The following is a 24,333-nucleotide window of genomic DNA, read 5'->3' on the forward strand; positions in this document are numbered from 1 at the left end:
CGCCGGCCCTTGCGATCATTCGGCGTGCGGGGCCGGATGAATGAAAGGCCAGGGGCTTGCCTCGGAGCCTTTTTCGATCGGAACCTCGATGAGGACAGGCTCATCGAGTGAGAGCGCTTTCTCCAATATGTCTCTCAATTTGCCGGGACTCGTCGCCTTGAAGGATCGGACGCCGAAGCTTTCGCCAAGGGCGACAAAATCGGGATTGGTCAGATCCGAACCGAGAGTGCGGCCCTTATAGGTCTGCTTCTGGTCGCGCAGCACGTTGCCGTAGGCGGAATTGTTGAAGACGATGGCGACGACATTGATCTTGTGCTGGACTGATGTGGCAAGTTCCTGGACGCCGAACAGGAAGCCGCCATCGCCGGAAACCGAGATGACCGCTTTGTCGGGATTGGCGATTTTCACACCGAGCGCCGTGTTGAAGCCGAAACCGAGATTGTCCTGATAGCCGCATGTCACATACTGGCGAGGGCCGTAGACCGGGAATCCGAAGCGCGCGGTAAAGCCCATCTGGCTGATTTCCTCGACGAAGAAACCGTCCCTCGGCAGGATTTGCCGGATGGCATCGAGATAGGCAAGCTGCGGCTGCACCGCCTGGAAACGAGACCGGGCCTCTTCGTTGAACTCGGCGAATTCGCGCGTGCGGTCCTCGCGGCCGGACCCTTCAAGCGCATCGATCAGCGCCTGCGTTCCGTCCCGCGCATCCGCGACGACGCCGACATCGGGCTTGAGGCGGACCATCTCTGTGGGATCGATGTCGATGCGGATGATCTTGAGCCCTTTGGGCAGCCACTTCCACCGCATGAACTGCAACTCAAGCCGGCTGCCGATCCCGATCAGCACGTCCACCTTCTTCCAATATTCATAGGCGGCGACGAAATTCAGGTAGTTCGGATGGTCGTCGGCGACGATACCCTTGCCGGAGCGATGGGACGTCACAGGCGCTTGCAGGAGTTCGGCAAGAGCGGCGATCTCGGCTCCCGCGTCTGCTGCGCCACCGCCGACCATGATCATCGGATTCCCGGCGCCCGATATCAGCGCTGCCGCGGCGGCGATCTCGTCGGAGTTCACGGCCGGATGAGGTGCCCGCACCCCGACGGGAAGATCGACCTCGGGGCCGGATCGTCCAAACACGTCCCACGGCGCTTCGACCGCTCCCGGGCCCCCACGGCCGGAGAGCATCTTGCCGATGACCCCTGATATAACGGGGCCGGTTTCAGACTGGTGATCGATGCGTTCGGCCGTCTTGGTGATCCCGCGCATGGTGGCGAGCTGATCCGGCAGCTCATGCAACTGTCCTCTGCCCTGACCGATCAGGTGAGACATGATGTTGCCGGTAATGCAAAGCACCGGCGCGTTGGCGCCGTAGGCGGTGCAGAGCGCCGCGCCGGAATTGAGAACGCCGGGGCCGGGCACGACGGTATAGGCGCCGATCCGGCCAGTGGATTTGGCATAGCCGTAGGCCATGTAGCCCGCACCCTGTTCGTGCCTTGTATGAATGAACCGGATCTTATCGCCGGCGCCGTAAAGCGCGTCGTTGAAATCATACATGTGGGCGCCGGGGATGCCGAAGACCGTGTCGATCCCATGGGCGACAAGCGAACGGGTGATCGCCTGGCCGGTCGTTTCTTTCCTGCTCATTCGGAGGCTCCAATGGTGCGGTCGGTTATGATCTCAGGCAGCCTTCGGCCCGGAGCGCTGCGACGATGGCGCCGGCATCTGCCGGCTGCATGCCGGCAAGGTTCATGCGCCCGGAATCCGCCATGTAGATGCCGTGGTTTGCCCTGAGCGCGACCGCCGTTTCCTTGGGCATGGAGAGATTGGAAAACAGGCCACGTTGCCGGCTGATGAAGGCCAACTCGGGTGCAGCGGCGGCGAGTGCGGCACGATTACCGTTGACGCGCTGGCACATTTCTTCGAGCTCGGCGCGCCACATTGCCGTCATCTCGGGGCTCTCGAGAATGGTCCGGACGATGGCAGCGCCATGATCGGGCGGCATCGACCAGTTCACACGGGCAAGTGCCGCCATATTGCTTTCGGCCTTCCTGAGGTCATCCCCATTGCGGGCCATGACATAGAGGGCGCCGACGCGCTCGCGATAGAGGCCGAAATTCTTGTCGCAGGAATAGGCGATCAGCGCCTCGTCAACCGCTTCCAGGACCATGCGCGTCGGTGCGGCATCCTGTTCAAGCCCGTCGCCCAGCCCCTGATAGGCAAGATCGATGAAGGGCACGAGCCGATGCGCAACGAGGAGATCGGTAATCTCTCGCCACTGCTCCATGGTGAAATCGATGCCGGTGGGGTTGTGGCAACAACCATGCAGCAGCACCACGTCGCCTTCCACAGCGGAAGACAGGGCAGCGATGACGCTTTCGAATGTCACCTGCTGTGACGCAAGATCGACGAAGGCGTATTGCTTGACCGGCAGACGCGCCGAGGCGAAGATCGGCGCATGGTTGGGCCAGCTCGGCGACCCCAACAGAACGGTCGCTGATGGATTGGCCGTCTGGATGAGTTCGGCGCCGAGACGCAGCGCGCCGCTGCCGCCCGGGGTCTGGATGCCGACGAGGCGTGAACCGAAGGCCGGCGATTTTCCGAAAATGATCGGCTCAAGCAGGCGCACGAATTGCAGGTCGCCTTCCGGGCCGAGGTATTTCTTGCTGTCCTGGTTCTCGAGGAGAAACTGTTCGGCTGCCTTGACGGCGCGCATAACAGGCGTGCGCCCCATGGCGTCACGATAGACCCCGACGCCGAGGTCGATCTTTCCCGAGCGCTCGTCAGCCTGAAACGCCTTGATGAGTGCAAGCAGGCTGTCGGCTGCCCGGTTGTTCAGTTCGTTAAACACAAGTCACCTCGTTTCCTCTATCCTGCGTCGGAGATTAACTGAAGTTTCACGCCGAATTTCTGCGATTTTCCTCCTCCGCTGACATGGCGGTGCAGACAATCTGCGTGAAATGGTTACGATGTGCAGAAATTCACCGTCATGAAGGGGGTGGTCATGCTTGACCCGTTCGATATCAAACTGCTTGCCGCCCTCCAGCAAAACAGCGAGCTGACGCAGAGCGAACTGTCTCAGAAGGTCAATCTCTCCGCGACCCAATGCGCACGTCGTTTGGAAAGGCTGCGCAGCGAGCAATATATCCAGAGTGTCGTCGCCATCCTCAACCCCGCAAAACTGGGTTTCACGGTCGTTGCCCATACGCTTGTCAGTTTGAGAGCGCATACCGAAGGCGGAAACGAGAACCTTCATCGCTTCATCGAGACCGCGCCGGAGATTCTGGAGTGTTATTCGCAGACCGGCGACGCCGATTTTCTGATGAAGGTGATGACGCGCGACCTCGAACATCTCAGCCAGTTTCTCGAAAGAATGATCCGCGTCACCGACAATCTGGCATTGGTCAAATCGAGCATCGTTCTCAGGACACTGAAAAAGACCACCGCTTTGCCGCTGCAGATCGTCACCTGAAAGCGGCTCTGGCCTCTTTCACTTGAGATAGTGGACATGCGGGCGCGAATGGTGGGGCGAGGCTTCGATGCGTGCCTCGACGGAAAAGACCTCGCGAAGAAGCTTCTCGCTCAGCACGTCCTCAGGCGCGCCTGACGCAACGATCTTCCCCTGCTGCATGATGATGAGTTCATCGCAGAACATGGCGGCATGGTTGAGATCGTGCAGGGCGACGATGCTGGTGATCGGCAGGCTGGAGACGAGCCGCATCAGGCCGATCTGGTGCTGGATGTCGAGATGGTTCGTGGGTTCATCGAGGATCAGCTCCTGGGGCGACTGGGCGAGCGCCCTGGCGATATGGGTACGCTGCTTTTCGCCGCCCGAAAGGCTCTGCCAGCGATCGTCGCGCTTCTCGGCCATGCCGGCACGCGCAAGAGCATTTTCAACCGCTTCTTCATCGGCCCTCGTCCAGCCCGAGAACATCGACCGGTGCGGAAAGCGGCCGAGCTTGACGACATCGACGACCTTGAGATTGGCATTCGTGGTGGCATGCTGCTCGATGAAGGCGATACGCCTCGCAATCGAGCGGCGACTGATCGCGCCGATGTCGTTGCGGTCGAGCGTGACGCGGCCGGAATGCGGCCGCTTCAGGCCGGCGAGAAGCCGCAGCAGCGAGGTCTTGCCCGAACCGTTCGGCCCGAGCAGGCCGAGCATCCGGCCGGGCTGCGCCTCGAGGGAAACGCCGTCCAGAATGGTCTTCCTGCCAATTTTCCAGGTGAGGTTATCGGCCTTGATGCTCATGACGTGCGCTGGAACCGGTAGAGGATGATCGAGAAGAAGGGAACGCCGACCAGCGCCGTGACGACGCCGATCGGCAGGATTTGACCGGGAATGAGGGCGCGCGCGGCGATGTCTGCAAGCACCATGAAGATCGCTCCGCCGATGGCGCAGGCCGGCAGCAGGCGGATATGCAGCGGCCCGACGACGAAGCGGGCGACATGCGGCACGACGAGGCCGACGAAGCCGATCGAGCCGACCATGCTGACGATCGTGGCGGTCATCATGGCCGTCAGCGCGAAGAGCACCATGCGGGCGCGCCCGACATTGACGCCGAGCGAGGATGCCGCCTCGTCGCCGAAGGTGAAGGCATCGAGCACGCGGGCATAGAGCAGACACGCGGCAAGGCCGAGGCCGACGACGATCGAAACCAAAGCGAATTCCGGCCAGCGCACGCCGCCGAAACTGCCGAGCAGCCAGAACATGACGTCGCGGGCCTGCTGCGCATTGGCCGAGGTGGTGACGATATAGGAGGTCGAGGCATTGAAGAGCTGCGATGCGGCGACACCGGCAAGGATGGTGCGGTCCGCGCCGCCCCGTGTGCCGTTCGACAGCAATGCGACGAAGAAAAAGGCCGCGAAGGCGCCGGCAAATGCGCCGGATGATAGCGAGACTGCGCCCGAGCCGAGCCCCAGGATAACGATCCCGACGGCGCCGGTCGACGCGCCGGCGGAAATGCCGAGCACGTAGGGTTCGGCAAGCGGGTTGCGCAGCAGCGACTGCATAATCGCGCCCGACAGCGCAAGGCCCGCTCCGCAGAAGGCGGCGACGAGCGCGCGGCTGAGGCGATAATCCCAGATGACGGTCTCGTGGATGCGGTTCAGCTCGATCGCGGTCCATCCAAGCCGGTTGGTGACGGCCGAAAAGGTGGTCGCCAACGGGATCGGCAGGTCACCGATCCCGACGCTGACGCCGACGGCGACCGCGATCAGGCAGAGCGAGGCGAGCAGCAGTGCTGTCGCCGCTCCCAGCTGCCGGAAGAGACTACCCGCTTCCCTCACTTCAGAAGACCAAGAGCCTTCAGCTGCTCGGCCACCTGTTCGGCGCCGTAGATCGTGCGGATGGTCGGGTTCATGGCCTGGCCGTCCATGACGACGAGAGCCTTGTTCTTGACGGCCGGGATCTGGCTGACGGCAGGATCGGTGTTCAGGAACTTGATCTTGGCCTCCGGCTTGTCGAGTTCCCAGCGGTTACGATCGAGGCTGGCGACGACGATGACGTCGGGATTGGCGGCAATGATGCCTTCCCAGCCGATCGTCGGCCATTCCGCTGCCGCGTCGATGGCATTATGCCCGCCGAGCAGGTCGGCGATGAAGCCGGAGGCGCTATTCTTGCCGCCGACATAGGCATCGGCAGACGGGCTGGGGCTGGAGAACCAGAAGACGTAGGAGAGGTTCTTGCCGTCCTTGGAAACGCTTCCGCGAAGCTTGGCCTCACGCGCCTTGAAGTCGGCAATCACAGCCTGGCCGCGATCGGCGACGTCGAAAATCTTAGAGAGTTCGTCGATTTCCTTGTAGAGGAGATCCATGTTCCACAGCTCACCGCGGCTGCCATACTGGTCCTTGACGTCCTTGGTGCTGAGGCAGGTGCTGGGCGAGAGATAGGTTGAAACACCGACCTTGTCGAAATCCTCGCGCTTGGCGACCTTGCTGTTCGGCCCGACCAGGCTCGGCAGGGCGACGGCCACGAAATCGGGATTTTCGGCGAGCATCGACTCGAAGGTCGGCATTTCGACGGTGAGAAGCTTGACCTTGGCATTGGTCTCCGCGAGCTCAGGCAGGACCTTGCTCGGCCAGAAGGCGGTCCCGACCACCTTATCCTGAAGGCCGAGCAGCAGCAGGATTTCCGCGCTGTTCTGGCCAAGGCCGATCGCCCGCTGGGGCGCCTTCTTGAACGTCACCTCCTCGCCGCAGTTCTCCAGCGTCAGCGGGTAAGTGGTCGGACCGGCGAATGACGGCGTCGCGGCAAGACCGATCAGGGCGGAGAGGCCGCAGACGGCCAAAAGCGATTTAAAGCTGGTCACGATGAAAATCCCGGTGCGTGAATATATGCGGCCGGGGTATAGCCGCAGGAGTGACCGGAAAACAAGACTAAAACGATCAACTTTTCACAGAAAACGACAGCGCCGGACATTGCGCCGGTTCGCTCATTGCCAGAGCGCGTCCTAAGTCCAAATTAGCCGCTTTCGAGAAACTCCCGGATCGCCTCCGACAGAGCTCGCGGGTTCTCCTCGGCCACGTGATGGCCGCTGTCTAAGCCGAAACCGCGCACGTCCTCCGCCCAGTTTCGCCAGATGGCGACGGGATCGCCGTAGATCTGCTCCATGTCGTCGCGCAGCGACCAGAGGCAGAGCATAGGGCAGGTCACTTTCCGGCCGGCGTCGCGGTCCTCGCGGTCATGGAGGAGATCGATGCTCAGACCGGCGCGGTAGTCCTCGATCATCCCGTGGATCACGGCTGGGTCGTGGATGACGTTGAGGAGATCGTCATAGGCTTGCCTGTCCATCAGCGCCGGGGAGAGCTTGTCGTACCAGGCCAGGGGATCGGCCAAGATCGCCCGTTCCGGTTTTTCCGGCTCGGCAAAGAAGAACCAGTGATACCAGTCCCTGGCGAATTTCCAGTCGGCGCGTTCGAGATGTTCGATGACGGGGATGCCGTCAGCGATGACCAGCCTCAGCACCCGGTCGGGATGATCCATTGCCATGCGGAAGGCGGTGAGGCTTCCGCGGTCGTGGCCGACCACCGCGAAGTTTTCGTAGCCCAACCGCCGCATCAGCTCGATGAGGGATTCAGCCTTGGCGCGCTTGGAGGAGTTGCTGCTGTCGGGAGCATCGACCGGCTGGTAGGAGCGGCCGAAGCCGGGAAGATCCGGACAGACGACCGTAAAATCGGGCGACAGCTGATCCGCCACCTTGCCCCAGGTCATGTGTGTCCTGGGATGGCCGTGGAGGAGAAGAACGGCTGGTCCCGACCCACCATGACGGACGCGAAGCGGACCCGCCTCGACGTCGACTGTATCGCAAGCAAAGCCTTCGAACATCGTCAGCCGAGCTTGCCCACAAGCCTTGCATAATCCGAAAACGTGGCCCCTTCTTTGCGGCCAGCTTCGCCGGCAAGCTGCAGCACGCGGATCGGAAACAGGATCGCCGCTTGGTTGGCGCCGGAGAGCTCATGGTCATCGTCCTCCTCGATCGCCTTTTGAGCTTTCGAGAGCGCGGCGCCGATTTCCCCGCGCGTGAGCAATTCCTTCTCGGCGATCGCGTCGCATAGCGAGGCCATCGCCATGATAAGGCCTTTGAGCTGCAGATTGGCGGTATTCATGAGAACTCCCCGGGTAAAGAAGGATTTCTAGTCCGCCTCGACCGGCCGGATCGTGTCGACCGAGACCGTTCCGTCGAGGATACCCCGCTTTATATCACGTCTGTCCCGATCGATCTCGATCACGGTGTAGAGTTTGTCGTCGCGAAAGGCGCTGGCATTGGCGGTGGTGACATCCTCGGCGGGTGCGGCATCCACTTCCATGAAATCGAGTTCGCGCGCCGCGGCGACGATCCTGGCATCACCCGGCGTTCTGGCGGCCACGACGATGACGCCGTGTCCGGGGGCATTGTCCCATCTGGGATCGTCGGGTTTGGCGATCGGTTCCAGCCGGTAGATGTTGAGCATCTCGCCGCCGGTTTCGGGCGACGCTTCCGCCGCAGCATCCCGCATTTGCGCCTGGCTCTCGACCGACCGTCCGAAAGTGGTCGGGCTGGTGGCGTTGTTGATCTCTTCTTTGCCTGTCCTTGAAACGTTCGACATGTCGCTCTCCATCATCAGGACGGAAACGACGCCCGGCCGTAAACTGTTCCCGCACCAGCAAAGTTTGGCGCTTGACGTAGGGTTAGCTTGATCTATGCAACCCTGCGGAGCCCCCATACCCTTTTTCCAGTCGAGCACTAATTACTTGTTTTCGATCAGGGGGATCCCGTGAGCAAGCAAACCAGTGAATTTTCGCGCGACGACGCCGTTGCAGAGAGCCTCAACGGTCATGACCACAAAAGCATGGCGTTCGACGACGCCAGCGCCCTTCTGGAAGTCCTTGTCGCGGTCAGGCGTGGCAACTTTTCCGTGCGCATGCGCTCAGACCTCACCGGCGTCACCGGCAAGGTCGCCGATGCGCTGAACGACATCATCGCCGCCAATCAGCGCATGGCCCAACAGCTCGAACATGTCGGCCAGGTCGTCGGCCGCGACGGGCGAACGAGCACGCGGGTGCGCTTCGGCCTGTCGGATGGTTCCTGGTCCGAGATGGAAGGGTCGATCAACGGCCTGATCGACGATCTGCTCTGGCCGACGACGGCCGTCACCCGCACGATCACGGCGGTTGCCAAGGGTGACCTGCTGCAGACCGTGCCGCTCGACGTCGACGGGCGGGCTCTGAAAGGCGAATTCCTGCGCTCGGCCGATATCGTCAACACGATGATCAAGCAGCTGAGCGTCTTCACCTCGGAGGTAACACGTGTTGCCCGCGAAGTCGGCACCGACGGCAAGCTAGGCGGGCAGGCGCAGGTGCCGGAGGTGACGGGCGTCTGGAAGGACCTCACCGAAAGCGTCAACTCGATGGCGTCGAACCTGACCGCGCAGGTGCGCAACATCGCGGAAGTGACGATCGCGGTCGCCAATGGCGACCTTTCGAAGAAGATCACCGTCGACGTGCGCGGCGAAATCCTGCAGCTGAAGGAAGCGATCAACACCATGGTCGATCAGCTGCGCTCCTTCGCTTCCGAAGTGACGCGCGTCGCCCGCGAGGTCGGCACCGAAGGCAAGCTCGGCGGCCAGGCGCTCGTGCCTGGCGTTGCCGGCACCTGGAAGGATCTGACCGACTCGGTCAACGCCATGTGTGGCAACCTGACGGCGCAGGTGCGCAACATCGCCCAGGTGACAACGGCCGTGGCGCGCGGCGACCTGTCGCGCAAGATCACTGTCGACGTCTCGGGCGAAATCCTCGAACTCAAGGAAACCATCAACACGATGGTCGATCAGCTGAACGGTTTTGCCGGTGAGGTAACGCGCGTCGCGCGTGAAGTCGGCACCGAGGGCCGCCTCGGCGGCCAGGCGCAGGTGCCTGGTGTCGCCGGCACCTGGAAGGATCTGACCGACAACGTCAATTCCATGGCGTCGAACCTGACGGCACAGGTGCGCAACATCGCCGAAGTCTCGACCGCCATCGCCAATGGCGACTTGTCGAAGAAGATCACGGTGACGGTGTCGGGCGAAATCCTTGAGCTCAAGGAAACCATCAATACGATGGTCGACCAGCTGAACGCCTTCGCCTCGGAAGTGACGCGCGTCGCCCGTGAAGTCGGCACGGAAGGGCGGCTCGGCGGCCAGGCGAACGTGCGCGGTGTGGCCGGCACCTGGAAGGACCTGACCGAAAACGTCAACTCGATGGGCGGCAACTTGACGGCGCAAGTGCGCAATATCGCCGAAGTCTCCACAGCGATCGCCAATGGCGATCTGTCGAAGAAGATCACCGTCGACGTGAAGGGCGAAATCCTCGAACTCAAGGAAACCATCAATACGATGGTCGACCAGCTGAACGCCTTCGCCTCGGAAGTGACGCGCGTCGCCCGCGAGGTCGGCACGGAAGGCCGGCTCGGCGGCCAGGCCAACGTGCGTGGCGTCGCCGGCACCTGGAAGGATTTGACCGACAGCGTGAATTCCATGGCCTCCAACCTTACCGGCCAAGTACGCAACATCGCTGAAGTCGCGACCGCGGTTGCGCAGGGCGACCTTTCCAAGAAGATCACGGTGACCGTCTCGGGCGAAATCCTCGAACTGAAAGAGACCATCAATACGATGGTCGATCAGCTGAACGGTTTTGCCGGTGAAGTCACGCGTGTCGCCCGCGAGGTCGGCACGGAAGGCCGGCTCGGTGGCCAGGCGAACGTGCTTGGTGTGGCCGGCACCTGGAAGGATCTGACCGATAGCGTCAATTCCATGGCGGGCAACCTGACGGCGCAGGTGCGCAACATCGCCGAAGTGTCGACCGCAATCGCCAATGGCGACCTGTCGAAGAAGATCACCGTGTCGGTTTCGGGCGAAATCCTTGAACTCAAAGAAACGCTGAACACCATGGTGGATCAGCTGAACCGCTTCGCCTCAGAAGTCACGCGCGTCGCCCGCGAAGTCGGCACCGAAGGCAAGCTCGGCGGCCAGGCGCAGGTGCCTGGCGTAGCCGGCACCTGGAAGGATCTCACCGAGAACGTCAACTCCATGGCCTCCAACCTCACCGGCCAGGTGCGCAACATCGCCGAAGTGACGACGGCTGTGGCGCGCGGCGACCTCTCGCGCAAGATCACCGTCGACGTGAAGGGCGAAATCCTCGAACTGAAGAACACCATCAACACCATGGTGGATCAGCTGAACGCCTTCGCCGGCGAAGTGACGCGTGTTGCCCGCGAAGTCGGCACCGAAGGCAAGCTCGGCGGCCAGGCGCAGGTCTCCGGCGTCGCCGGCACCTGGAAGGACCTGACCGACAGCGTCAACTCCATGGCCGGTAACCTGACGGCGCAGGTGCGCAACATCGCCGAGGTGGCGACCGCGATCGCCAATGGCGACCTCTCGCGCAAGATCACCGTCGACGTGCGCGGCGAAATCCTGCTGTTGAAGGACACGCTGAATACCATGGTCGACCAGCTTCGCTCATTCGCTGGTGAAGTGACGCGCGTCGCTCGCGAAGTCGGCACCGACGGCCGGCTCGGCGGCCAGGCGGTCGTTCCGGGTGTGGCCGGCACATGGAAGGACCTGACCGACAACGTCAATCTGCTTGCTGCCAACCTCACGACCCAGGTTCGAAACATCGCCGAAGTGACGACGGCTGTCGCGCGCGGCGACCTCTCGCGCAAGATCACCGTCGACGTGAAGGGCGAAATTCTCGAACTGAAAAACACCATCAACACGATGGTGGACCAGCTGAACGCCTTTGCCGGCGAAGTGACGCGCGTGGCCCGCGAAGTCGGCACCGAAGGCAAGCTCGGCGGCCAGGCGCAGGTGCCGGGTGTCGCCGGCACCTGGAAGGATCTCACCGACACGGTCAACGTCATGGCCGCCAACCTCACCGAGCAGGTGCGCGGCATCGTCAAGGTGGTGACGGCGGTCGCTAACGGCGACCTCAAGCAGAACCTCACCGTCGCCTCCAAGGGCGAGGTGGCGGCGCTTGCCGAAACCATCAACAACATGACCAACACACTCGCGACCTTTGCCGATCAGGTGACCACGGTGGCGCGCGAAGTCGGCGTGGAAGGCCGCCTCGGCGGCCAGGCGAATGTTCCCGGTACTGCGGGAACGTGGAAAGACCTGACCGGCAACGTCAACCTGCTTGCCGCCAACCTGACGACCCAGGTGCGCGCTATCGCCGAGGTTGCCACCGCCGTCACCAAGGGCGACCTGACGCGGTCGATCAAGGTCGATGCGCGCGGCGAAGTCGCCGAGCTCAAGGATAACATCAACACGATGATCGACAACCTGCGCCTGACGACAGAGCGCAACACCGAGCAGGACTGGCTGAAAACCAATCTGGCGCGCTTTACCAACATGCTGCAGGGCCAGCGCGACCTGACGCTGGTCGGCAAGATGCTGCTCTCGGAACTGGCGCCGCTGGTCGGCGCGCATCAGGGTGTCATCTACCAGATGGATGCCGACGAGAGCCAGCCGTTCCTCTCGCTACTGTCGGTCTATGCGCAAGGGGTCGAGGCGGCGCATCCGCCGCGGCTCGATTTCGGCCAGGGCCTCGTCGGCCAATGCGCCAGCGACGCCCGCCGCATCCTCGTCACCGATCTTCCCGACAATGTCGTCCCGATCAGCTCTGGCGTGTTCACGACGCTGCCGCGAAGCGCGATCGTCCTGCCCGTGCATTTCGAGGGGCAGGTGAAGGCAGTGATCGAACTTGCTTCAGCAGGCGAATTCACAGAGCTGCAGCTCTCCTTCCTCGACCAGCTGACGACATCGATCGGCATCGTTCTCAACTCGATCGAAGCGACCATGCAGACCGAAGGCCTGCTCAAGCAGTCCCAGCAGCTCGCCGCCGAACTGCAGACGCAGCAGCGTGAGCTGCAGCAGACCAACGAGCAGCTCGGCCAGAAGGCGCAGCAGCTGGAAGAACGCAACGTCGAGGTCGAGGCGAAGAACCAGGAGATCGAGCAGGCAAGACGCGCACTGGAGGAAAAGGCGACCGAGCTTGCGCTGACATCGAAGTACAAGTCCGAATTCCTCGCCAACATGTCGCATGAGCTGCGCACGCCTCTGAATTCGATCCTCATCCTCGGCCAGCAGCTCGGGGAAAACCCGGATGGAAACCTGTCGGTCAAGCAGGTCGAGTTCGCAAAGACCATCCATGGCGCCGGCACTGATCTGCTGAACCTGATCAGCGACATTCTCGATCTCTCGAAGATCGAGTCCGGCACGGTGTCGGTCGACGCCGAGGAGATCTTCGTCAGCAACCTGCTCGAAGTCATGGCAAGGCCGTTCCGGCACGAGGCCGAAAATCGCAACCTCTCCTTTGCGGTCGAGGTCGGCACCGATGTGACGAAGAGCATCATCACCGACTCGAAGCGGCTGCAGCAGATCCTCAAGAACCTGCTGTCGAACGCCTTCAAGTTCACAGCGCAGGGCGGCGTCACGCTGCGCGTCGCATCGGCAACGAGCGGCTGGTCTCCCGAACATCCCTCGCTCCGGCATGCGCCCTCGGTCATCGCCTTCGAAGTCGTCGATACGGGCATCGGCATCCCGCCGGAAAAGCAACGCATCATCTTCGAGGCCTTCCAGCAGGCGGATGCCTCGACGAGCCGCAAATATGGCGGCACCGGCCTCGGTCTCGCCATCAGCCGCGAGCTGGCGAACCTCCTCGGCGGTGAGATCCAGCTGCGCAGCACGCCAGGTGTCGGCAGCACCTTCGTCCTCTACCTGCCGCTCACCTATGTCGGCGCCGGCACGGTTGCACTGAAGCCTGCCATGCCGCCGGCCAATGTCGTGGAATTCGCGGAAGCCGCGGCGAGCCGCCGTGCCGAAAAGCCGACCGAGCATGTCGCGGATGACCGTCATCGGATCGAGCCCGGCGATTCCGTGCTGCTCGTCGTCGAAGACGATGCGCACTATGCCCGCGTTCTCGTCGATCTCGCCCGCGACAACGGCTTCAAGGTGCTGGTTGCGATGCGCGGCAGCGACGCGCTTGGTCTCGCGCAGGAGTACAGGCCAGCGGCGATCTCGCTCGATATCTTCCTGCCCGACATGCTCGGCTGGACGGTGCTGAGCCAGCTCAAGCAGAATTCGCAGACGCGACACATTCCGGTGCAGATCATCAGCCTCGACGAGGATCGCCAGCACGGGCTAACGCGTGGCGCCTTCGCCTTCATGAGCAAGCCGACGACGCCTGAAGGCCTCGGCAAGGCGCTGTCGCGGCTGAAAGCCTATGCCGAGCCGCGCCGCAAACATCTGCTGCTCGTGGAAGACAACGAGGCCGAGCGCATGAGCGTCACCGCTCTTCTCGGGCACGACGACATCGACATAACCAGCGTCGGCTCCGGATCGGAGGCGCTCGCCGTTCTCCGGCAAGGTTCCGCCGACTGCGTCGTGCTCGACCTGACGCTCCCCGATATGTCCGGCTTCGAGGTACTCGAACAGATACGCGACGATGGCGAGATCGCCGAAGTGCCGGTGGTCGTCTTCACCGGGCGCGAGCTTTCGCCTGAGGAGGACGCGACGCTGCACAGCATGGCCCGCAGCGTCGTGGTGAAGGGCGTCGAGTCGCCCGAACGCCTGCTCGACGAGACGGCGCTGTTCCTGCACCGGGTCGTCGCCGACCTGCCGGCGGCAAAACAGGCGACGCTGCAGGAGCTGCACAGTTCGGACGAGGATCTGGTCGGCGAGACCGTGCTGCTCGTCGACGACGATGCCCGCAATATCTTCGCGCTGAGCAGCGTCCTCGAACGCCGTGGGATGAAGGTGCTGACCGCGACGACCGGCAGCGAGGCGATCGACGTCATCAACAACGAACCCTCCGTCGCGATTGTGCTGATGGACATCATGATGCCTGATATGGACGGCTACGAGACGATGCAGGTCATCCGCTCGGAGCCGCGCTTCCGGCGGCTGCCGATCCTGGCGCTGACGGCCAAGGCGATGAAGGGGGACCGCGAGAAATGTCTGGAAGCGGGCGCGTCGGATTATCTGGCGAAGCCCGTCAACACCGAGCAGCTTCTGTCGGCTCTGCGCATGTGGCTGCACCGCTGAGGACCCGGCCATGAACCCCGTCAACATCCTCCTCGTCGACGATCAGCCCGCAAAGCTCCTCAGCTATGAGGTCATCCTCGAAGAACTCGAGGAAAACCTCATCAAAGCGCAGTCCGCCCGCGAAGCCTTCGAGCACCTGCTGCGCACCGAAATCGCCGTGATCCTCGTCGACGTCTGCATGCCGGAGCAGGACGGATTTGAGCTCGTCGGCATGATCCGCCAGCATCCACGCTACCAGAACACGCCGATCATCTTCGTTTCCGCCGTGATGCTGGCCGAGCCAGACCGGCTGCGCGGCTACGCGGTCGGCGCCGTCGATTACGTCTCCGTCCCGATCGTGCCCGAGGTGCTGAGAGCCAAGGTCAGGGTTTTTGCCGATCTCTACCGGAAGACGCGGGAACTCGAACGCCTGAACGCCGATCTGGAGGCCCGGGTGCGCCAACGCACCGCCGAACTCGAAACCTCGGCGGCGCAACTGCGTGAACTCAACGAGGAGCTCGAGCATCGGATCGACCAGAGGACGCGCGAGCGCGAGGAGGCGCTGGCGCAGCTCTTCGAGGCGCAGAAACTCGACACGATCGGCCACCTGACGGGCGGCGTGGCGCACGATTTCAACAATCTTCTGATGGCGGTGCTCGGAAGCCTCAGCCTTCTGAAGAAGCGGCTTCCGCCGGATGAGCGCAGCGAGCGGCTGGTGACGAACGCGATCCAGGCAGCCGAGCGCGGCACGGCCCTGACCCAGCGCCTTCTCGCCTTCGCGCGCCGCCAGGAACTGAAGCCGCAGGCGGTCGACTTCCTCAGGCTGTTCGAAAACGTCGAAGATTTGCTTGCCAAGGCCGTGGGGCCACGCGTCGAGATCCGCAAGCGCATCCCGGCCGATTTGGCGCCCTTGCTCGTGGACAGCAACCAGCTGGAACTGGCGCTGCTCAACCTCTTCGTCAATGCGCGTGACGCGCTGGAAAGCGGCGGCGCCGTAACGGTCGCCGCGGTTCAGGCTGAAGAGGCTCGGCCGGCCGGTCTTGCGGGCGGCAATTACATCAGAATATCGGTGTCCGACGATGGCGAAGGCATGGACGAGGAAACTGTCTCGCGTGCCGCCGAGCCGTTTTTCACCACGAAGGGGGTCGGCAAGGGCACCGGCCTCGGCCTGTCGATGGTTCATGGTCTTGCTGCGCAATCCGGCGGCTCGATCCAGATATCGAGCATGCGAGGAGAGGGCACCACCGTTTCCCTCTGGCTGCCCATCGCCGAGGCCTTCGCCAAGGCGCCGCCCGTCGCCGAACCTGCGGCGGAGCCGCCGAAACCAGTGTCGAGATCCCTTGCCATTCTGGTGGTCGACGACGACGCGCTCGTCAGAACCGGAACCGTGGCGATGCTTGAAGATCTCGGCCACCTGCCGCGGGAAGCCTCTTCCGCTTCGCAGGCCCTGGAATTCCTCTCCGACGGCCAGGATTGCGACCTCGTCATCACCGACCATGCCATGCCCGGCATGACCGGCGCCGAACTCGCGCGCCGCCTTCGCGCCTCTTTCCCCGACCTGCCCGTTATCCTCGCCTCCGGCTATGCCGAGCTTTCCGAAGACAACGGGTTGGGGCGGATGCTCAGGATGACGAAGCCGTTCACACAGGAACAGCTTCAGGTGGCGATGGATAAGGCGCTCTCCGGCAAAGTCGCGGCGGCTTGATGGTGGGGGTGGTGCCGGGATATATGCATCCAGGGTGGCTCTAACTCTCGTCTCTTTCGAATTGTTGCCCGGCATAGAGGATACGGAGGATAACGACCTCGGCGGGCTCTACCACGAACGCCACGCTTACCCGGCGCTCAAAACCGACGATGCGCAGCCGAGGCCGAACATGATCACGGATGCTGCCGCGCTCGGGATATGTCTCGAACCCATCCATAAACGTCTTGATGCGGGCCACATAGTCGCGGGCGACGGCAGAAGATGCGGATTTCTGGCGGACGAAAGATAGATGCGCGCCAAATCCAACTCCGCCTCATCGGTGAGGCGGATACGATAGCGTTTCATCAACCTTCTTCCCGATCGATTTCGTCCATGCGCGCTTCAAGACGCTTCCAGACCTCATCGATGGGCTTGGCCGTCGCAGGATCGGCCTTGTAGGCATCGTAGGTGGCCGCGACTTCCGTTCGCAGCCAATGCTCAACCGCAGTTTCGCGTTCCTGCAAAGCCCGCAGTCCCTCGCGTATGACTTCGCTCTCCGAGGCGTAGTCCCCGCTAGATACTCGCTGCTTTACGCGCTTCGCCATTTCCACCGGCAAGGTGATGCTCATTTGTTGAGTCGAACGCATCTCGCACTCCTATCTCCGGAATTCTAACACAAAGTAGGATACAATCCTACTCCGGTAGAAGCAATCCTATACTCCTACGTCTGCCCAACGGCCGCCTTCGCAATTCGCACGCCGGCGAAACTTTTTGCCCTGTCAAAAGTTACTCCAATCCCATGCCATTTCATCCAAGGCTTTCGCTTGACCAAAATGTCGTTTGGCCCTGCATTCACCGAAGAGGGCACTCTGTTCCGCCTCTGGGCTCCCCTGCATGAAAGCGTGTCGCTGAAGATCGAGGGCGCAGATCCGCGCCCGATGCGGGCAGCGGAAGACGGCTGGCATCGGTGTACGGTCACGGACGCCCGTCCCGGCACGCGCTATCGCTTCCTCCTCCCCGATGGTCGCGAGGTTCCCGATCCCGCCTCGCGGCTCCAGCCGCAGGATGTGCACGGGCCGAGCGAAGTGGTCGACCTTTCCTCCTATCACTGGAAGATGGACGACTGGACGGGCCGGCCCTGGGAAGAGATGGTCATCTACGAGATGCATATCGGCTGCTTCACGCCGGAGGGCACTTTCAAGGCGGCGATCGAGCGGCTGGACCATCTGCAGTCGTTCGGCGTCACGGCGTTGCAGATCATGCCGCTCAGCGAATTCCCCGGCCGTTACGGCTGGGGCTATGACGGCGTGCTTCCCTATGCGCCTGATGCCAGCTACGGGCGGCCGGAAGATTTCATGGCGCTGGTGGACGCGGCGCATGAGCGTGGCATCTGCGTCTTCCTCGACGTGGTCTACAATCATTTCGGGCCTGACGGAAACCACATCCCGGCCTATGCGCCGCTGTTTACCGATCATCACAAGACGCCCTGGGGCCACGGCATCAATTACGATGGCGACGGCTCGGAGATGATCCGCGAATTCATCATCGAGAACGCCATCTACTGGATCACCGAGTTCAGGCTCGACGGTTTCCGCTTCGATGCCGTCCACGCCATCAAGGACGACAGCAACGAGCATCTTCTCCGCGCACTTGCGCGCCGCATCAGGGCCGCGGCCGGAAACCGGCATGTTCACCTGGTGGTCGAAAACGAGGAGAACGACAGCGACCTGCTGCAGCGCGACGAAAATGGCGAGGCGAAACTGTTCACCGCCCAGTGGAACGACGACGTGCATCATGTGCTACATATCGCTGCCACGGGCGAGACCTTTGGTTACTATGCCGATTACGCCGGCGACGCCGGCAATCTCGGCCGGGCGCTGGCGGAAGGCTTCGTGTTCCAGGGCGAACACATGCCCTATCGCGGGGGAAGCCGCGGCAAGCCGAGCGGCCATCTGCCGCCGACCGCTTTCGTCTCCTTCATCCAGAACCACGACCAGATCGGAAACCGCGCACTCGGCGATCGTGTCTTGGCGTCAAGTCCGGCCGATGCCGTCAGGGCGGTCACAGCAATCTATCTCCTGGCGCCCGGAATACCGATGCTGTTCATGGGCGAGGAGTGGGGAGCAGAAGAGCCTTTTCCTTTCTTTTGTGATTTCGACGAGGACCTGAACGAGAAGGTCAGGAAAGGCCGCCGCGAGGAGCTTTCGCGCTTGCCGGGCTTTGATGCCGAAGACCTTCTCGATCCGACGGCGCCGTCGACCTTCGCCGCCGCCAAGCTCGACTGGTCGAAACTCGACTCCTCGGAGACCCTCGATTTCTACAGGACGCTTCTTGATGTCAGGCGCCGGAAAATCATTCCCCTGCTGAAGGGCGCCGGCGCCGGTGACGCCGTTTACCGCTCGGCAGGAAGTGCTGTGGCCGTAGATTGGACGCTCGCCGGCAGCAGGCGCCTTCATCTGCGCGCCAATCTCGGCAATGAGGCGGCGATGCTTCCCGAGGAGCGGCACGAGGGCGAGACGATCTTCCGTCTGGGCAACCTCGACGGCGGCGATCTCGCGCCCTGGACGGTGATCTGGAGCGTCAGTGAGGCGTGAGCGCATGCGGCAAGACGATCGCAGGATGAAATCCGCTGACCTCGACGAGCTTGCTCGCCGGCATGGCATCAGCCCGACCAGGCCGAGCCCGGACAATCGGGAGGTGGCAATCTCCAACGCGGCCAAACGCAAGATCCTGTCGGCATTGAAAGTCGAATTGCCGGCAGCCGCTGATCCGGAGGCGGGTGCGTCGCTGCCGGAGCGGGAGCCGGCGGATCAGAAAATCCCGACCTCGTTTCTGCCGGATTTCCTTACCCGCACCCGGATATGGGGCATCAGCCTGCAGCTTTACGAGCTGCGTTCACCGCGCAACTGGGGTATCGGCGATTACCAGGATTTGGCCGATATGGCTGAACTCGCCGGGTCGCTCGGCGCCGATTTCATCGGCCTCACCCCGCTTCACGCGCCGTTTCTCGCAGATCCCGACCGCTGCAGTCCCTACGAGCCATCGAACCGCCAGCATCTCAACCCGCTTTATATCGCCGTCGACCGGGTGCCGGGTTTTGTCGGAAGCCCCGAACTCGAACGGCAATTGCAGCGCCTTCGCCGAACCGATCTCGTCGACTACGTCGGGGTCGCCCGAACCAAGCTCGCAGCGCTGCGTGGTCTCTGGCCGGCCTGGCGGCAGCGGGGACCGGCCGACGCGAACTACCATCCCGCTGATTTCGACGCCTTCATCGCAGAGCGGGGCGACAGCCTCAGGCTGCACGCGCTTTTCGAATGCCTGTCGTTTTCCATGGTGGAAGACGGGAGGGGTGCGGGCTGGCGGGGATGGCCGGCCGATTTCCGGCGCTGCGACAGTCCAGCCGTCAGGGAATTCGAGCGCGACCACGCGGATGATGTCCGTTTCCATATGTGGCTGCAATGGCTCGCTCATCGGCAGTTGCTGCAGGCGGCGGAGCGGGCGCGTAAGGCCGGCCTGCGGCTCGGGCTCTATCTCGATCTTGCCGTCGGCGAAGCTGTCGACGGCTCGGCGACGTGGAGCGAACCCGACGTCTATGTCTCCAAAGCCACGATCGGCAGCCCTCCCGATCCCTTCGCCGTGGACGGGCAGGATTGGCATCTCGCGGGATATCTGCCGTCCACGATCGCCGCGGGAAACATGTCGCCCTACCGGCGCATGGTGAGCGCGGCCATGCGATATTCGGGCGCGATCCGCATCGACCACGCTCCGGCGGTTCGTCGCCTCTTCCTGGTGCCGACAGGCAGCCGGCCGGATGGCGGCGGCTATGTCCGCTATCCCCAGCATCGGCTCCTGCAGATCCTCGCAGACGCTTCCGCCGAACATCGATGCCTCGTCATCGGCGAGGCGCTCGGCATGATCCCTGAAGACCTGCCCGATGATCTCGACGCGGCGCAGATCCTTTCCTATCGCATCCTTTCCTACGAGCAGGACGAGAAGGGTTTCAAGCCGGCGGATGCCTATCCCGTCCTCGCCTTGGCCTGCATCTCGACGCATGACCACCAGACACTGGCCGGCTGGTGGCGCGGCGCCGATATCAAGGCCAGATGCGACCATGCCATCGTGCCGCCGGATCTCACTGGGGAACATCTAAGACACCGCAAGCGCGAACGCCGAAATCTCAAGGCGGCGCTCGAGGCCGCCGGTCTCGATCTGCCGGCCGGGCTTACCGCGAGGGCAAGCCGGGAAGCTCTAAGAGAACTGACCGTCAGCGCCTACCGCTTCATTGCCAGGACCCCGTCGCTTCTCGCCGTAGTTCGCCTTGCCGATCTCACCGAAGAGAAAAAGCCGACCAATATTCCGGGTACCAGCGACACTTATCCGAACTGGAAGCCGAAGCTCTCGGTTGCGCTGGGCGATCTCACGGCGAGCCCGCTGGTTGCGCGCGTGACGGCAGCGATGCGGGAGGAAAGACCGCGGCGGTGATCGAGGTCGGGTGGGCCGATCGCACGATTTGCCGCTCGGGCGGAACCTCCTTGGGCTTCAACAGTTTGACTCGCGGAATCGAGGAGAAATCATCCTCATGACGAGGTGCTGGAAGCCTGCCCGCCTCGCCATGACGATTGTGATGGAAAACAGATCATGACGACCGCATTCATCCTTGTTGCATTGGTTCTCATCATCACCCTTGCCGGCCCGACATTGCTGTTCATCTGTGTTGGCTATGCCGACTATGTGCTGGAACGGCGCAGGCACCTGCTGGCTGTGAAACACGCGGTTAAGCGTCGCAGCGACGAGTTTTGAGATGCCTGCGGCGACGGCGCGTGATGCGTGCTTTCCGGCTCGCTGCCGCGGCGTCGTCAGGCCAGGACGCCGGCCGCGATCGCGGCCTTGATGAAACGCTGGCGGGCCAGTTCGGCGCTGCCGCGCCTGCGAAGCGCATCGACACAGCGCCGCTTCGCTTCGAAATAACCGCCGCCCCGCATGCTGGACCAGCGGTGGTTCAGCGCTTCGAGGGCCGCATCCGGGCCTCCTATGCACTGTTCCTCGCTCTCGCCGGTGCGAATGAAGACGGGATATCGCCACACCAGCTTGAAATCGACCTCGATGACGTTAGCCATGACATGATCTCATGCGGTCGTCCGGGGTCGCAGATCTTGCGGTACTGCGCCGGGCATTGGATCGATTTTTCGGGGGCATGTGTGATCTCCTTTGCCGGCCGAACTCCGCCGTGGCACGGTTGTTCCGGTTTAAGGCCATAGTCGCGGATTTCAGGAACACTGTCCGCCGCCGCTTGTTATATTTGGAGCGAGCGGCCGAGGCCGAAGCAGCTGGAGGATTCGATGAAGCGGAGCATAGGATTGGGGCTGGTTCTGGCCGTTGCGCTGACGGGTTGCACGACCGCCTCAGGCAGCTATTCGTCGGCGGGGCTCGCCCCCATTCCCGGCAGCATCACCTATAACGGTCAGCCGCGCACGAAATTGACGAAATCGCCAGTGGGTTCTTCCTTCCCGCACAGCTTTACCGATCAATGGGGGCGGCAGGTCGAAGAGATCTATATCATTCAGCCGGACCGGAGCTTGCTGATCGCCGAGCGCCATTATCGGCCAGTCTTCTCGCTCGACGACGACTGAGGCGAGCTATCCTTCGTCGGATCTAACAAGATTTCAGGATTGCCAGCTTGTCGATTATGACCGACGTTGGTTCCCTTAGGTGAGGGGAAATCATGCTCGACGTCCTCATACGAAGCACACTCGATATCGTCGGCCGCACGGAGCGCCTGATCGAAACGACGAAGCGCCTGCTCCATGGCGGAGACTTCGACGAGATCGAAATCTACGAACTCGATTGCGAGATCGAACGGCTGAGGAACGTGCTCTTCGCCGCCGACGAAGCCATCCGATCGCTCGCATGCAAGGCTGAACGCTTGCCGCAGACGGCTGGAGAACACGGACTGCACACGACATTGCATTGAGCACAGGGAGCTTGAAAGCCACATTTCACGAAGCCCGCACTGCTGCGTTCCCATGCGCTGAATGCATGTCACGCTGATGTCACGCGACCGTAGCAACGATGTGTGCTTGATAGGCGTGGGCTAGACGGCTTTTGATTGGATTGCCGAAATTCGCAGTTTCGTTATTTGATCGATTTTTAAGCATGTTGGGGACGCCGATGAAGGACGTGGGGCCGGACCAGGCCTGTCCTTTTCGCTCGTCATTGTTTCGTTGGGGCATCGCGATGAGCATGAAAAAGCTGAAGCAGGAATCTCAGGCCGAGGAGTTCATCTTTCCTGTTCACACCAGGACGATCGCAGAGATTCGCTACGATATTCACAGCCAGATGATGACGGTGGTCTATCACGACGGCCGCTCGCGCACGACATCAGGCATACAAGGCCCTGCCATGCTGAGGATTCTCGCCCAGCAGCCGCTGGAGCGCTCTCAGTTTCTGCTGCAGACCGTCATCTGACGCCGGAGGCAGGCCGCATATCTGTCAAAATAAGCGGGAGTGGTGCATCCATTTCCGGCGAGCCGCGTTCATCCCCGATGGCCACATCCTTGGAGGGAACGCCGATGACCTTTCCACCGCCCAAATCCGAAGCGCCCGTGCAACGCTTCGAACAGGCGACCGCTGCTGCGCGCGATGCCCTTGAAAAGCTGGTTGCAGCCGCCAACGAAGCCGGATGGGGAACCGAGGAGATATCGGTGGCACTCCTCAAGGCCGCGCAATTTCTGAACGATGCCAACAAGAAAGATCCCGACCCGGCCGACGATCCTGTCATTAGCGACGCGCCCGGCAAACGGGAGCAGATCGGCCACGGCGAGCTTTTCGACTAGAGCCTGTCGCGCAAAAGTGTGCGCGGTTTTGCGATAACGACATGCGCAAAATAAGGACCTAAGCGCGGCAAGCGCATCTGAAAGATTGCGACGCGCTTAGAAGGAATCATCCGCCGGGCGCCGCGACGGAGCCGCGCACAACGAGGCTCGTGCCGACGCGCAGGCGTTCGGCAGCAAGCGGTGTTCGTTCGATGCGGGCGACAAGCCGTTCGCCAGCGAGTTTGCCCATGTCGTAGACGTGCTGGTCGATGACGGTGATCGGGGGAACGGTGACGCTGGTCCAGTCGGCGTCGAGAAAGGAAATCATCGAGACGTCTCTCGGTATCGACAGCCCGAGCGATTGCAGCGACCTGAAGATCCTCAGCCCGACGAGGCTGTCGGATGCCAGCAGAGCCGTCGGTGGCGATGCTTCCGAGAGCAAGCGTCTGACGACGGAGTCCGTCTGCTGCTGGTCGGTGGCTCCGAATCGCACAGAGTGAAGGGGGTGCGGCAAGCCCGCCTCTTTCAGGACGCTGACGAAGCCTTCGACGCGTTCGCGCACGGCGGAATTCGAAATCCGGCCGGTATCGATCAGCCCGCCACCCTCGTCGTCCATGGCGGAGACGTAGGCCAGGTGGCGATGCCCCTGGTCCACCATGTAACGGGTCGCCGTAATGGCAGCATCCCGGTCATCGCCGGTCACGGCATCGACGCCGAGCTCCGGAATGCTTCGGTCGAAGAGGACGAGGGGCACGCCGGCGCGGCGGACATCCTGCAGATGCCCCATGCCGTCGCAGCGGGCCGGCGTTACGATCAGCCCGTCGACACGCTTGCCGATCAAGAGATCGACGGCCGATTTCTCCGCGTCGAGCTTTTCGCCGGAATTGGCGATGATGACGTTGTAGCCGGCAAGACGCGCCGCATCGCTGATGCCGCGCACCGCCAGGCTGAAGAAGGCATTCTCGATATCACCGACCACGACCCCGATAATGCCGGAACGGCCGGTGCTCATGCTGCGGGCAAGTTCGTTCGGCCGGTATTCGAGCGCGGCCGCGGCCGCCATGACCCGGTCCTTGATCTCATCGCTGACCACGCCGTAGCCGCCGAGAACGCGGGCAGCCGTCGCCTTCGAGACCTTTGCCGCCTTCGCGACGTCGGCGACTGTGACTGAACGTTTCGAAGCAGCGGAATCTTCCATGAGCAAGCACTACAAGAGTTATTGACGGGCGGTCAATTGACGAGTATCAAATATGTCGTGAGACCGGTCTCTTTATATATGAGACCGGTTTCTTGTCCAGAAAT

General features: G+C 62.4%; 22 protein-coding genes. 10 read left to right on the plus strand and 12 right to left on the minus strand.

What is annotated here, in order from left to right; translation table 11 throughout:
* Positions 1 to 15: 15 nt before the first annotated feature.
* Positions 16 to 1,644, minus strand: a complete 1,629-nt coding sequence (locus EFQ99_RS28590) for a thiamine pyrophosphate-dependent enzyme (protein ID WP_126924520.1) — start codon at positions 1,642 to 1,644, stop codon at positions 16 to 18.
* A 25-nt stretch (positions 1,645 to 1,669) separates the two neighbouring features.
* Positions 1,670 to 2,848, minus strand: a complete 1,179-nt coding sequence (locus EFQ99_RS28595) for an amino acid aminotransferase (protein WP_126924521.1) — start codon at positions 2,846 to 2,848, stop codon at positions 1,670 to 1,672.
* A 153-nt stretch (positions 2,849 to 3,001) separates the two neighbouring features.
* On the opposite strand from EFQ99_RS28595, the gene EFQ99_RS28600 reads away from it, so the two are divergent.
* The gene (locus EFQ99_RS28600; RefSeq protein ID WP_126924522.1) at positions 3,002 to 3,469 is read left to right on the plus strand and encodes an Lrp/AsnC family transcriptional regulator; all 468 of its coding nucleotides are present in this window, start codon (positions 3,002 to 3,004) and stop codon (positions 3,467 to 3,469) included.
* An 18-nt stretch (positions 3,470 to 3,487) separates the two neighbouring features.
* On the opposite strand, the gene EFQ99_RS28605 is transcribed toward EFQ99_RS28600, so the two are convergent.
* The 6 genes from EFQ99_RS28605 to EFQ99_RS28630 all read right to left on the minus strand — a co-directional run bounded on the left by EFQ99_RS28605 (position 3,488) and on the right by EFQ99_RS28630 (position 8,085).
* Positions 3,488 to 4,249 carry an ABC transporter ATP-binding protein gene (locus EFQ99_RS28605; protein ID WP_126924523.1) on the minus strand — a complete coding sequence of 254 codons (762 nt, stop codon included), beginning with the start codon at positions 4,247 to 4,249 and terminating at the stop codon, positions 3,488 to 3,490.
* Entirely contained in the window at positions 4,246 to 5,286 is a 1,041-nt protein-coding gene (locus EFQ99_RS28610) for a FecCD family ABC transporter permease (RefSeq protein ID WP_126924524.1), read from the minus strand. The genes EFQ99_RS28605 and EFQ99_RS28610 overlap by 4 nt, the downstream gene beginning before the upstream one ends.
* Positions 5,283 to 6,308, minus strand: a complete 1,026-nt coding sequence (locus tag EFQ99_RS28615; RefSeq protein WP_126924525.1) for an ABC transporter substrate-binding protein — start codon at positions 6,306 to 6,308, stop codon at positions 5,283 to 5,285. Before EFQ99_RS28615 ends, EFQ99_RS28610 begins: the two co-directional genes overlap by 4 nt.
* A gap of 152 nt (positions 6,309 to 6,460) precedes the next feature.
* On the minus strand, positions 6,461 to 7,324 hold the full coding sequence (locus EFQ99_RS28620; RefSeq protein ID WP_126924526.1) for an alpha/beta fold hydrolase: 864 nt from the start codon (positions 7,322 to 7,324) through the stop codon (positions 6,461 to 6,463).
* 2 nt (positions 7,325 to 7,326) lie between these two features.
* A complete protein-coding gene (locus tag EFQ99_RS28625; protein ID WP_126924527.1) occupies positions 7,327 to 7,605 on the minus strand; it encodes a hypothetical protein in 279 nt (92 codons plus the stop codon).
* A 27-nt stretch (positions 7,606 to 7,632) separates the two neighbouring features.
* Entirely contained in the window at positions 7,633 to 8,085 is a 453-nt protein-coding gene (locus EFQ99_RS28630) for a hypothetical protein (protein ID WP_126924528.1), read from the minus strand.
* Positions 8,086 to 8,253: 168 nt separating this feature from the next.
* Between EFQ99_RS28630 and EFQ99_RS28635 the strand changes: the two genes are divergently transcribed.
* Together EFQ99_RS28635 and EFQ99_RS28640 are read left to right on the plus strand one after the other, a co-directional pair.
* Positions 8,254 to 14,556, plus strand: a complete 6,303-nt coding sequence (locus tag EFQ99_RS28635) for a HAMP domain-containing protein (protein ID WP_126924529.1) — start codon at positions 8,254 to 8,256, stop codon at positions 14,554 to 14,556.
* Between the two features lie 10 nt (positions 14,557 to 14,566).
* Positions 14,567 to 16,240 carry a response regulator gene (locus EFQ99_RS28640; protein ID WP_126924530.1) on the plus strand — a complete coding sequence of 558 codons (1,674 nt, stop codon included), beginning with the start codon at positions 14,567 to 14,569 and terminating at the stop codon, positions 16,238 to 16,240.
* A gap of 126 nt (positions 16,241 to 16,366) precedes the next feature.
* Here EFQ99_RS28640 and EFQ99_RS28645 read toward each other — a convergent pair whose 3' ends face one another.
* Both EFQ99_RS28645 and EFQ99_RS28650 read right to left on the minus strand, forming a co-directional pair.
* Positions 16,367 to 16,585 (minus strand): hypothetical protein, encoded by a 219-nt coding sequence (locus tag EFQ99_RS28645; RefSeq protein WP_245441595.1) that lies wholly within the window; start codon positions 16,583 to 16,585, stop codon positions 16,367 to 16,369.
* Entirely contained in the window at positions 16,585 to 16,866 is a 282-nt protein-coding gene (locus EFQ99_RS28650) for a type II toxin-antitoxin system ParD family antitoxin (RefSeq protein ID WP_126924531.1), read from the minus strand. The genes EFQ99_RS28645 and EFQ99_RS28650 overlap by 1 nt, the downstream gene beginning before the upstream one ends.
* A gap of 177 nt (positions 16,867 to 17,043) precedes the next feature.
* On the opposite strand from EFQ99_RS28650, the gene treZ reads away from it, so the two are divergent.
* From treZ to EFQ99_RS35195, 3 genes are all read left to right on the plus strand, one after another.
* The gene (treZ, locus tag EFQ99_RS28655) at positions 17,044 to 18,813 is read left to right on the plus strand and encodes a malto-oligosyltrehalose trehalohydrolase (RefSeq protein WP_126924532.1); all 1,770 of its coding nucleotides are present in this window, start codon (positions 17,044 to 17,046) and stop codon (positions 18,811 to 18,813) included.
* A gap of 25 nt (positions 18,814 to 18,838) precedes the next feature.
* The gene (gene malQ, locus EFQ99_RS28660; protein WP_126924533.1) at positions 18,839 to 20,701 is read left to right on the plus strand and encodes a 4-alpha-glucanotransferase; all 1,863 of its coding nucleotides are present in this window, start codon (positions 18,839 to 18,841) and stop codon (positions 20,699 to 20,701) included.
* A gap of 156 nt (positions 20,702 to 20,857) precedes the next feature.
* Positions 20,858 to 21,019 (plus strand): hypothetical protein, encoded by a 162-nt coding sequence (locus EFQ99_RS35195; RefSeq protein ID WP_164736455.1) that lies wholly within the window; start codon positions 20,858 to 20,860, stop codon positions 21,017 to 21,019.
* Between the two features lie 56 nt (positions 21,020 to 21,075).
* Here EFQ99_RS35195 and EFQ99_RS28665 read toward each other — a convergent pair whose 3' ends face one another.
* Entirely contained in the window at positions 21,076 to 21,336 is a 261-nt protein-coding gene (locus EFQ99_RS28665; protein ID WP_126924534.1) for a DUF982 domain-containing protein, read from the minus strand.
* A 222-nt stretch (positions 21,337 to 21,558) separates the two neighbouring features.
* Between EFQ99_RS28665 and EFQ99_RS28670 the strand changes: the two genes are divergently transcribed.
* The 4 genes from EFQ99_RS28670 (at position 21,559) to EFQ99_RS28685 (ending at position 23,052) form a co-directional block, all read left to right on the plus strand.
* Complete coding sequence (locus EFQ99_RS28670; RefSeq protein ID WP_126924535.1) at positions 21,559 to 21,849, plus strand: hypothetical protein; 291 nt, start codon at positions 21,559 to 21,561, stop codon at positions 21,847 to 21,849.
* A gap of 92 nt (positions 21,850 to 21,941) precedes the next feature.
* Positions 21,942 to 22,190 (plus strand): hypothetical protein, encoded by a 249-nt coding sequence (locus EFQ99_RS28675; RefSeq protein WP_126924536.1) that lies wholly within the window; start codon positions 21,942 to 21,944, stop codon positions 22,188 to 22,190.
* A 263-nt stretch (positions 22,191 to 22,453) separates the two neighbouring features.
* The gene (locus EFQ99_RS28680) at positions 22,454 to 22,684 is read left to right on the plus strand and encodes a hypothetical protein (RefSeq protein ID WP_126924537.1); all 231 of its coding nucleotides are present in this window, start codon (positions 22,454 to 22,456) and stop codon (positions 22,682 to 22,684) included.
* Positions 22,685 to 22,788: 104 nt separating this feature from the next.
* Entirely contained in the window at positions 22,789 to 23,052 is a 264-nt protein-coding gene (locus EFQ99_RS28685; protein ID WP_126924538.1) for a hypothetical protein, read from the plus strand.
* A gap of 106 nt (positions 23,053 to 23,158) precedes the next feature.
* Here EFQ99_RS28685 and EFQ99_RS28690 read toward each other — a convergent pair whose 3' ends face one another.
* Positions 23,159 to 24,229, minus strand: coding sequence for a LacI family DNA-binding transcriptional regulator (locus EFQ99_RS28690; protein WP_126924539.1), 1,071 nt, complete (start codon positions 24,227 to 24,229; stop codon positions 23,159 to 23,161).
* Positions 24,230 to 24,333: the final 104 nt, after the last annotated feature.

It is taken from the genome of Rhizobium vallis (assembly GCF_003985155.1).
GTDB lineage: Bacteria > Pseudomonadota > Alphaproteobacteria > Rhizobiales > Rhizobiaceae > Rhizobium > Rhizobium vallis.

Excerpts from the sequence above, each read along its gene's own strand:
- EFQ99_RS28665 (WP_126924534.1), bottom strand. The coding sequence starts at position 21,336 with ATGGCTAACGTCATCGAGGTCGATTTCAAGCTGGTGTGGCGATATCCC.
- EFQ99_RS28670 (WP_126924535.1), top strand. The coding sequence starts at position 21,559 with ATGAAGCGGAGCATAGGATTGGGGCTGGTTCTGGCCGTTGCGCTGACG.
- EFQ99_RS35195 (WP_164736455.1), top strand. The coding sequence starts at position 20,858 with ATGACGACCGCATTCATCCTTGTTGCATTGGTTCTCATCATCACCCTT.
- EFQ99_RS28680 (WP_126924537.1), top strand. The coding sequence starts at position 22,454 with ATGAGCATGAAAAAGCTGAAGCAGGAATCTCAGGCCGAGGAGTTCATC.
- EFQ99_RS28630 (WP_126924528.1), bottom strand. The coding sequence starts at position 8,085 with ATGTCGAACGTTTCAAGGACAGGCAAAGAAGAGATCAACAACGCCACC.
- EFQ99_RS28650 (WP_126924531.1), bottom strand. The coding sequence starts at position 16,866 with ATGCGTTCGACTCAACAAATGAGCATCACCTTGCCGGTGGAAATGGCG.
- EFQ99_RS28600 (WP_126924522.1), top strand. The coding sequence starts at position 3,002 with ATGCTTGACCCGTTCGATATCAAACTGCTTGCCGCCCTCCAGCAAAAC.
- EFQ99_RS28685 (WP_126924538.1), top strand. The coding sequence starts at position 22,789 with ATGACCTTTCCACCGCCCAAATCCGAAGCGCCCGTGCAACGCTTCGAA.
- malQ (WP_126924533.1), top strand. The coding sequence starts at position 18,839 with ATGAAATCCGCTGACCTCGACGAGCTTGCTCGCCGGCATGGCATCAGC.
- EFQ99_RS28605 (WP_126924523.1), bottom strand. The coding sequence starts at position 4,249 with ATGAGCATCAAGGCCGATAACCTCACCTGGAAAATTGGCAGGAAGACC.
- EFQ99_RS28690 (WP_126924539.1), bottom strand. The coding sequence starts at position 24,229 with ATGGAAGATTCCGCTGCTTCGAAACGTTCAGTCACAGTCGCCGACGTC.
- EFQ99_RS28640 (WP_126924530.1), top strand. The coding sequence starts at position 14,567 with ATGAACCCCGTCAACATCCTCCTCGTCGACGATCAGCCCGCAAAGCTC.
- EFQ99_RS28625 (WP_126924527.1), bottom strand. The coding sequence starts at position 7,605 with ATGAATACCGCCAATCTGCAGCTCAAAGGCCTTATCATGGCGATGGCC.
- EFQ99_RS28675 (WP_126924536.1), top strand. The coding sequence starts at position 21,942 with ATGCTCGACGTCCTCATACGAAGCACACTCGATATCGTCGGCCGCACG.
- EFQ99_RS28620 (WP_126924526.1), bottom strand. The coding sequence starts at position 7,324 with ATGTTCGAAGGCTTTGCTTGCGATACAGTCGACGTCGAGGCGGGTCCG.
- EFQ99_RS28645 (WP_245441595.1), bottom strand. The coding sequence starts at position 16,585 with ATGAAACGCTATCGTATCCGCCTCACCGATGAGGCGGAGTTGGATTTG.
- EFQ99_RS28590 (WP_126924520.1), bottom strand. The coding sequence starts at position 1,644 with ATGAGCAGGAAAGAAACGACCGGCCAGGCGATCACCCGTTCGCTTGTC.